Genomic DNA, 8766 nt, shown 5'->3' with positions numbered 1-8766 from the left:
GATGACGACATCCGGGCCTATCGCTGTCTTCGCCGGCCCCGCGGTGCGCCGCAGCGCACCGCCCCACTACTCCACCCTCAGGCGTGCGCCTCAGATGGAGACGCCGTGCGAACGCAGGTAGGCGATCGGGTCGACGTCCGAGCCGTAGCTCGGGCCGGTGCGGACCTCGAAGTGGAGGTGCGGGCCGGTGGAGTTGCCGGTGGAGCCGGAGAGGCCGAGCTGCTGGCCGCCGGTCACGGTCTGGCCGGCCGACACCTCGAGCGAGGAGAGGTGCGCGTACTGGGAGTACATGCCGTCGCTGTGCTGGATGACGACCTCGTTGCCGTACGAGCCGCTCCAGCCCGCGGAGACCACGGTGCCCGGACCGATGGACCGGACGCTGGTACCGGAGGCCGCCTGGAAGTCGGAGCCGGTGTGGTAGCCGCTGGACCAGCTGGCACCGGAGGCGCGGTACTGGGTGGTGACGTTGGCGTTCTCGACCGGGGCGGACCAGCCGGAGCTGTTGCTCGCCGACGCGCCGGAGTCGGCGGTCTTCGCAGCCGTCTCCTCCACCGGGGCGGACGCCTTCTCGGCGGGAGCGGCCTTCTTCGCCGTCGACGGGGCGGCCTTGGAGGGCGCGGCCTCGGCGGACTTCTCCGCGGAGCCGGACGCCTTGGCGCCGAGCGCCAGCTTCATGCCCGGGAGGATCAGGCTCGGGTTCTCGCCGACGACGTCACGGTTGTCCTTGTACAGCTTCTGCCAGCCGCCCTTGACCTTCTGGTCGGCCGCGATCTTCGCCAGGTAGTCCCCGGCGACCACGGAGTAGGTCTTCGGGGAGCCCTTCCCCGCCGAGGCGGGGGTGCTGTGGGCGGCGACGGACTTGGCCGGCGCGGCCTGCTCGGCGGCGTGGGCGCCGGTGGCGCCGATCAGCGGAAGGGCGAGAACGGCGCCGCCGGTCCCCGCGGCGATGACGCCTCGGGAGATCGGGCCGGTCTTCGTACGACGGTGCTTGCCTTTTGCGGGCATGGGGAATTCCTCTCCGGCGCCTGCGAGGTGAGCTGTCGGGTTCGGACTGGAGATGCCCGGCCGCGTGGTGCGCGACTTGACCCCAAGCCGTACCGGATCCCTCCGGCCGGCGGCTTACCTGGTTCCCCCGCTCCTGCCACACGTGAGTCGGTGCGGATTCCGGGCGGCGGCAGGATTAGGCGTTCCGTCCGGATTGACCGTGACCGTAAGCGAGCCGGGACGCGGCGAACAAGCCGCGGATTGCGCGCCGGAATCGACGCTTCGATTTCGGCGCGGAATTCCCGTCACCCTCCGTGGATTACGGATCTTGGCTTTCCGCACGGCGCCCGGAATACCCCTCGGGCACTTCACCACTCACCGTCACGGATATGATCCCGCTCACCCACCTCACCTCATCTCCCGTACAAGCGGGGCATGTTCTGCTAAATGCACCAATACGGACAATGCTCCGGCGTCGCCCGTGAGCCTGGCGCAGGCACGGCGACCGAGACGACTGCGCGATGGGGCCATGTCGTATCGTCGCGAGCGTGCCCCCGTCGGCGAGCGGCGCCGACGCCCGACACTCCAGGAGCCCTTGTGACGCAGCTGCCAGAGGTCCCGCCGGTCGGCCCCGACCCGGCGGACGTCGATCTGAACGGTGTCCGCAACTTCCGCGACGTCGGCGGGCTTCCGACGGTGGACGGCCGCTCCGTGCGGTACGGGCGCCTCTATCGCAGCGGCCACCTCGCCCACGCCACCGAGGCCGACACCGCCTTCCTGGCCGGGCTCGGCCTGCACACGGTCTTCGACTTCCGCAACGCGGCCGATCACAAGCTCGACGGGTTCGACGTGGAGCTGCCCGGAGTCCGGAATGTCAGCATTCCACTCTCCGACCCGGCCGACGGCGCGGAGTTCTGGCGGCTGGTGCGCGACGGGAACATCCAGCAGCTGCGCTCGATCCTGGCCGACGGCAAGGGAACAGAGCGGATGGTCGCGTCGTACCGCTCGATCATCAGGGACCGCACCGCCGAGCACAGCCGCGTGCTGCACGCGCTGGCCGAGGACAGCGTCCCGGCGCTGATGCACTGCGCGGCGGGCAAGGACCGGGCGGGCCTGTCGATCGCGGTCTCACTGCTCGCGGTGGGCGTGGAGAGGGGGGCCATCGAGGCCGACTACCTCAAGTCGAACGACGCGCACCGGCGCTACAAGGTGCGGCGCAGCGACACCTCACCGGTGGGGATGTCCGACGAGGTGATGGAGCTGCTCAATCCTCTCTTCGGGGCCCGTGCCGAATACCTCGACGCCGCCTTCGCCACGATCGAGGAGGTCTGGGGCGACACCGACCGCTACCTCCTCGAAGGGCTGGGGATCAGCCACGAGACCCGCGCGAGACTGCGTGAGCGCCTCGTCGAGGGCGTGTGACGCCGGGGGTCAGCCCTTGCCGGCCACCGTGAAGAGCAGGAAGAGGAAGGCCGCGATGACATGTCCGGCCACCAGGTAGGCGAAGAGCCGGATCACGACGCCGCGCGGCATCCGCCGCTCCTGCGTGTCCGCGCTCTTCGGCCTGCGCGGGGTGAGCGGGTCGTAGTACTCCGAATCGGACATGCCGGTCCTCTCTCCCGACCGCTCGGGCCGGGGTGACGAAGGGTACGCAGGGTATGGGGCGTGCGGGATCAGAGCCGGTGGATCCCGCTGCCCGGGCACAGTTCGGCGACGGGGCTCTGCAGCAGGGTGTGGACGAAGAGCAGGCGCGCCCCGGTGATGTCCGGCGCCGCGATCCGGTGCGGGGTGAGCGAGTCGAAGTGCGCGCTGTCACCCGGATCGAGATCGTGCACGGTCTCCCCCAGCACGACCCGCAGCCGCCCGTCGAGCACGTACAGCCACTCCTCTCCGGGATGGACACGCACGAGGTCGCCCTCGGTGCCGTACGGGACCCGGACGCGCAGCGCCTGCATCGCACGGCCCGGTCCGCCGGCCTGCCGGTAGAGCCAGCCGCCCGCCGCGGTGCCACCGGGCGCGCCGTCGAGCGGGCCTCCGCGCACGATCGCGTCACGTTCGGGGGGTGTCTCGCCCAGGAGCTCGGAGACGGTCGTACCGTAGACACGGGCGAGGCCCAGCAGCATCGGCAGCGAGGGCTGCCTCCGGCCCGTCTCGAGCCGGGACAGGTGAGCCGGGGAGAGTTCCGCCCGGCCGGCTGCCGCCTCCAGGGTGAGGCCGCGATTGCGACGCAGGTCACGCAGGCGCGGTCCGATGCCGGGGAGTTCGTCGGCCACCCCTCCGTCAGCGGGATTCATGTATCCATTGAGCCACCCTCTTCCCTCTGAGGCAAATTAATTACCTCAGAGGCAAAAGCGGGCGGTCTCCGCCGTCAGCGGTTGGCGACGGCCTGTTTCACCAGAGTTCTGCCGAAGTCCCACATCAGCCCGCTTCCGCTGTGCGCGTCGTCCATGACGGCGGTGAAGGCGGTGACGAAGCGATCGACCTCCGGCTCCCCGATGACCAGCGGCGGGATCAGCTTGATCACCTCCAGGTGATCGCCGGAGACCTGGGTGAGGATCCGGTGCCTCTGCAGCAGCGGCACCACCACCATCTGCGCGAACAGCCCTTTGCGGGCCGCCTGCAACATCGTCCAGCGGCTGCGGAGTCCGAGGGACGAGGGCCGTCCGAACTCGATGCCGATCATCAGTCCCCGGCCGCGGACCTCGTGGAGCAGTTCGTAGCGTCCGACGAGCGCGGCGAGCCGCTCGCGCAGCAGATCACCGGTGCGGCGGGCGTTCGCGACGGTCTCCTCCTGCTCCATCACCGCGAGGACGGCGAGCCCGGCCGCCATGGCCTGGGCGTTGGAACCGAAGCTGGCCGAGTGGACGAGGACCCGGTCCATGGAGGAGTAGACGCGCTTGAAGATCCAGTCCTTGCCGAGCGTGGCGCCGACCGGAACGTAGCCCCCCGAGAGCGCCTTGGCGACACACAGCAGATCGGGTTCGACTCCCTCCTCGTGCTGGTACGCGTAGAAGTCTCCGGTCCTGCCGAGCCCGGTCTGCACCTCGTCGGCGATGAGCACGGCCTTGTGCCGGTGCAGCAGATCCTGAGCCTCCCGCAGGAAGCCGGGCGGTGAGGCGTGGACGCCCTTGCCCTGGATCGGCTCCACGATCAGGCCGGCCACGTCACCGCGCCCCAGCTCGCGTCGCAGCGCGTCGAGGTCGCCGAGCGGGATCGCGGTGTCGGGCAGCAGGGGCGCGAACCCATCCCGGAACCCCCTCTCGCCGTTGACGGAGAGCGAGCCGGTCGTCAGCCCGTGGAAGGCGTGGTCGCAGTAGAGGATCCGTGGCTTGCCGGTGGCGTACCGGGCGAATTTCAGAGCCGCCTCGACCGCCTCCGTGCCGCTGTTGCCGAAGAACACCCTGTCCAGGTGTGGACTGTGCGCCAGCAGCCTCTCGGCCAGCAGACCGGGCAGCGGCTGGCAGTCGAAGCGGGTGAGGTCGGCCAGGGAGGCGTCCAGGACGTCGTGGAGCGCCTGGCGCACGACCGGGTGGTGCCTGCCGAGACCCATCACGCCGAAGCCGGCGAGCATGTCGAGGTAGTCGTTGCCCTCCGCGTCCCAGAAGTACGCGCCCTCGGCCCGCTCGTAGACCTTGTCGAAACCGAGGGTGTGGAGCATCCGCGGCAGCTGGTGGTTGAGGTGGCGGGTGTGCAGCTCGTAGCGTTCGGTGCCTCGCTCTTCGAGGAGCCGTGCCAGATCGAAGCCCGGCCGTTCGTCCTTCATGCCCCGTCCTCCCTCGCCGCGTTCCGCCCTGCCGCTGCCGTGCGGCGCTCCGGCGCCACGGCGCGTGCGCGCCGGCCCGGCCCGGACGCGCCGCCGGTGGCGGCGTCCGGGCCGGGCCGGCAGTCCGGGGAGACCCCGGGCGGCCGGCTGCCCCGTGGTGACGAGGTCACCGGTTACCGCCGACCGTCTCCCGTGCAGCTCGCAGGGACTCCTTCAGCGACCCCATGGTGGCGAGCACCGCGGTGGGCTCGTAGCCGCAGTGCGCCATGCAGTTGGCGCAGCGCGGGTCCTTGCCCCGGCCGTACTTGTCCCAGTCCGTGTCCTCGATCAGCTCCCGGTAGGTGGGCACGTATCCGTCGCTCATCAGGTAGCAGGGCCGCTGCCATCCGAAGAGCGAGTAGTTGGGGATCGCCCAGGCGGTGCACGGGAAGTCGGCCTTGCCCTCCAGGAAGTCCAGGAAGAGCGGAGAGTGGTTCAGCCTCCAGCGCCCGCGGTTGCCTCCCGCGAAGGACTTCTTGAAGAGGTCACGGGTCTGTTCCACTCCCAGGAAGTGTTCCTGGTCGGGCGCCTTCTCGTAGGCGTAGGCGGGCGAGATCATCATCTCGTCCACCTTCAGTTCGTCGTTGAGGAAGTTGAGGACCTCGATGACGGTCTGCGGGGTGTCGGTGTTGAAGAAGGTGGAGTTGGTCGTGACACGGAAGCCGCGCCGTTTGGCCTCCTTCATCGCCTCCACCGCTTCGTCGAACACGCCTTCCTTGGCGACCGACTCGTCGTGCCGCTCACGCAGTCCGTCGATGTGCACCGCGAAGGCGAAGTAGGGCGACGGGGTGAACTTCTCGAGCTTCTTGCGCATCAGCATGGCGTTGGTGCAGAGGAAGACGTACTTCCTCTTGGCCACCAACTGGCGGACGATTTCGTCGATCTGCGGGTGCATCAGTGGCTCGCCGCCGGCGATGGAGACCATCGGGGCGCCTGACTCGAGCACCGCCCCGACCGCCTGCGCGACCGGCATGCGCTGCTTGAGCACTCCGGCCGGATGCTGGATCTTCCCGCAGCCCTCGCACGCCAGGTTGCAGGCGAACAAGGGTTCCAGCTCGACGATCAACGGGAACTTGTCCCTCTTGCGGAGCTTCTGTTCGAAGAGATACGTCGCGACCTTGATGGTCTGGCGGAGCGGCATGGCCATCTGGGCTCACCTCCTGGGGAGCAGCAAAGAACGGTGCCATTCATGAAAAGCCGGAAGTACGGCACGAAGTACGCGGAATGCCGATATTCCACCGCGTACCGTGCCGATACGGACGAGCTCATGCTCTGGAGCGTCCACGACCACCCGTACGGCCGCAACAGGACGGGCCCCCGTCCGCACGGCGGTGCGGAGTGTGGCAGCGGACTCCATGTCCACCGCGATGGCGCCGGTGGCCCGGAGCCCGGCCCGCGCCGGCCCCCGGACGACGTGTCCGGAGCCGGCCAGCGGGCCGGTGTGGACCGTACGTCCGGGCACCGTCCTGAGCAGTGCGTCGACCAGCAGGCCGGTACCGGTGCACGCCGTGGTGCCGCCGGCGTCGCGGGTCTCCTCGGCCACCACGAGGTCTCCCGGATGCATGCCGGGTTCCAGTCCCGCGCAGAAGCCGGAGGCCATGACCGCGGTGCCTCCGGCCCCGTGCCGTCCCAGCGCGGTCCGGACGGCGTTCTCCGCCGCCCTGGGGCCCATCCCGGACCTGATGATGCTCACGGGGCCCGGGCCCCGTACGCCGCCCGTCCTGCCGGTACGCAGCGCGAACCGCTCGATGCCGAGCGCGCAGGCGATCAGCAGCGGCGTGGCGGGCGGCTCCTGTGCACCACCCATCGGTTCAGGCCCCCTTGCCCGCACCGATACCGGCAGCTGTGGCGAAGGGGTCTCCGTACACGTAGCGGCCGAGGGCGGTGAGGGGGAAGACCTGCCGGTACAGGTGGTAGTTGATGGAGAAGTCCCAGGGGAATCCGGTTCCGGTGAAGTGCGGCTCGTCCCAGGAACCGTCGGCCTGCTGGGTCTCCGCCAGCCAGGCGACTCCACGCTCGACGGACCTGCTCCCCTGCTCACCCGCGGCCAGGAGCGCGAGGAGCGCCCACGCGGTCTGGGACGCGGTCGAGCTGCCGTGGCCGATCCATTTCTCCTCACGGTAGGAGCGCAGGTCCTCGCCCCAGCCTCCGTCGTCGTTCTGGACGGACTTCAGCCATTCGACGGCCCGTTGCACCGCTGGGTGTGCGGACGGCACGCCGGCCGCGATGAGTGCAGGCACCACGGAGCCTGTCCCGTAGATGTAGTTGACTCCCCACCGGCCGAACCAGGCGCCGCTCGCCTCCTGTTCGGCGAGCAGCCACTCGATGCCCCGGCGGGTACTGGGGTGCTGTGCCCGCCCTTCGACGGCGAGCATCTCCACGACGTGTCCCGTGACGTCCGCCGACGGCGGGTCGATGACCTCACCGAAGTCGCAGAACGGCAGCCGGTTGGGCAGCGGACTGGTGTTGTCCGCGTCGAAGGCTCCCCAGGCTCCGTTGCGCGACTGCATGCCGAGGTTCCAGAGCACTCCCCGCTCGATGGCCGCCTCGAGGCGGGCCGGATCGGGGTGCCGGACACGGCGCAGCGCCAGGACGACTTCGGCGGTGTCGTCGATGTCCGGGTAGTTGCTGTTGTGGAATTCGAACGCCCATCCGCCGGGCGCCAGTCGGGGTTTGCGCACGGCCCAGTCGCCGGGACGCACGATCTCCTCGCCCAGCATCCAGTCGGCCGCTCTCACCAGCGCCGGATGGTCGGGGCTCACTCCCGCGTCGGCGAGGGCGATGGTGGCGAGGCAGGTGTCCCAGACCGGGGACTGGCAGGCCTCGACCATGCGGGCGCCGTCCTCACGCCACACGGTGAACCGGTCGAGCGATTCGAGTCCCGCCCGCATGACCGGGTGGTCGAGATCGTATCCGAGCAGGTGAAGAGCGATGACGGAGTACACCGCGGGGGGCTGGATGCCTCCCCAGCAGCCGTCGTTCTCCTGCCGTTCGATGATCCAGCGGGCGGCGGTGTTCATGGCGATGCGCCGCAGCTTGCGCGGGGCAACCCTGTGGTAGAGGTGCAACGCCTTGTCGAGCCGCTGGAATACGCCGTCCCAACTGGCCGCGGGCGCGATGGATCTGGACGGTGCGGGGTTTGCCGGGTCGGTGTGCAGTTCGTCCAGGGGGAAGGGCGCCGGACGTACCGGCCGCATCGCGGACACGATGGTGAGCGGCACGATGGTCTGGCGGGCCCAGCAGCCGAAGTCGTAGATGTTGAGAGGGACCCACTTCGGGAAGAACATCAGCTCGGGCGGGAGCTCCGGCAGATCGTCCCACTTCCACCAGCCGAAGAGAGCGAGCCAGATCCGGGTGAAGACCCGGGACTCCGCGATACCGCCCTGTTCCCTGACCCATCCGGCCGCGCGGATCATATGGGGGTCGTCGGGCCGGTCCCCCGCCAGTCGCAGCGCGACGTACGCCTCGATGGTGGCGGAGAGGTCGGGCGGTCCCTCGTAGAAGGTGTTCCAGGTGCCGTCGCCGAGTTGCTCGCCCCGGATGAAGCGGGCCGCGGCCGTGACGGTGTCCGGGTCCTGAATGCCCAGGAACTGACGGAGCAGCAGGTCTTCGGCGTCCATGGTGACGTTGGTGGCGAGGTCGCCCTTCCACCAGCCCTGCTCGTCCTGCCTGCCGAGAAGGTGCTCCACCGAGCGTTCCGCGGCCTGCCGCGCGACGGCGAGAATGTCGTCCGCGGCGATGGTCGGTTCGGACGGATCGCCTGCCGGGGCTGCGCGGAGGTTCGCGGCCCCGGGGCTTCCGTTGGTCGTCGCTGTCATGGCTTCCCCTTCGTGCAGTGCTGTCCTCTGCTGTGCTGGGGTCTCCGTCGGGGGGGGGCCCCGGGGGGGGGCCGCGCGCCCGGGGCGGGGGAATATGTTGGGGTTGAGAAGGTTTGGGAGGCCCCCAAATAGGGGATAAGGTGAGCGGGGGGGGGGGGGAGA

At 69.8% G+C, this 8766-nt stretch carries 8 protein-coding genes and 1 riboswitch; of the genes, 1 reads left to right on the top strand and 7 read right to left on the bottom strand.

Going from position 1 to position 8766, the window contains the following annotated elements; all coding sequences use genetic code 11:
- Positions 1 to 90 precede the first annotated feature (90 nt).
- Entirely contained in the window at positions 91 to 1005 is a 915-nt protein-coding gene (locus ABZ441_RS33310; RefSeq protein WP_358981116.1) for a LysM peptidoglycan-binding domain-containing M23 family metallopeptidase, read from the bottom strand.
- A gap of 4 nt (positions 1006 to 1009) precedes the next feature.
- Positions 1010 to 1168, bottom strand: a riboswitch (cyclic di-AMP (ydaO/yuaA leader).
- A 413-nt stretch (positions 1169 to 1581) separates the two neighbouring features.
- On the opposite strand from ABZ441_RS33310, the gene ABZ441_RS33305 reads away from it, so the two are divergent.
- The gene (locus ABZ441_RS33305; RefSeq protein ID WP_358981114.1) at positions 1582 to 2406 is read left to right on the top strand and encodes a tyrosine-protein phosphatase; all 825 of its coding nucleotides are present in this window, start codon (positions 1582 to 1584) and stop codon (positions 2404 to 2406) included.
- 9 nt (positions 2407 to 2415) lie between these two features.
- Here ABZ441_RS33305 and ABZ441_RS33300 read toward each other — a convergent pair whose 3' ends face one another.
- The 6 genes from ABZ441_RS33300 to shc form a co-directional block, all read right to left on the bottom strand.
- Entirely contained in the window at positions 2416 to 2589 is a 174-nt protein-coding gene (locus tag ABZ441_RS33300) for a DUF6126 family protein (RefSeq protein ID WP_205023403.1), read from the bottom strand.
- A 68-nt stretch (positions 2590 to 2657) separates the two neighbouring features.
- Positions 2658 to 3278: an XRE family transcriptional regulator gene (locus tag ABZ441_RS33295; RefSeq protein ID WP_358981110.1), complete on the bottom strand. Its 621-nt coding sequence runs from the start codon at positions 3276 to 3278 to the stop codon at positions 2658 to 2660.
- Between the two features lie 74 nt (positions 3279 to 3352).
- Positions 3353 to 4747, bottom strand: a complete 1395-nt coding sequence (locus tag ABZ441_RS33290; protein WP_358981108.1) for an aspartate aminotransferase family protein — start codon at positions 4745 to 4747, stop codon at positions 3353 to 3355.
- A 166-nt stretch (positions 4748 to 4913) separates the two neighbouring features.
- Positions 4914 to 5933 carry an adenosyl-hopene transferase HpnH gene (gene hpnH / locus ABZ441_RS33285; RefSeq protein WP_358981106.1) on the bottom strand — a complete coding sequence of 340 codons (1020 nt, stop codon included), beginning with the start codon at positions 5931 to 5933 and terminating at the stop codon, positions 4914 to 4916.
- 6 nt (positions 5934 to 5939) lie between these two features.
- Positions 5940 to 6593: a 1-hydroxy-2-methyl-2-butenyl 4-diphosphate reductase gene (locus ABZ441_RS33280; protein WP_358981104.1), complete on the bottom strand. Its 654-nt coding sequence runs from the start codon at positions 6591 to 6593 to the stop codon at positions 5940 to 5942.
- Between the two features lie 4 nt (positions 6594 to 6597).
- Positions 6598 to 8604 (bottom strand): squalene--hopene cyclase, encoded by a 2007-nt coding sequence (gene shc, locus ABZ441_RS33275; protein ID WP_358981103.1) that lies wholly within the window; start codon positions 8602 to 8604, stop codon positions 6598 to 6600.
- Positions 8605 to 8766 lie beyond the last annotated feature (162 nt).

Source organism: Streptomyces sp. NPDC005752 (assembly GCF_040630715.1).
Classification (GTDB): Bacteria; Actinomycetota; Actinomycetes; order Streptomycetales; family Streptomycetaceae; genus Streptomyces.
This window is presented reverse-complemented; position numbering and strand designations above follow the sequence as displayed.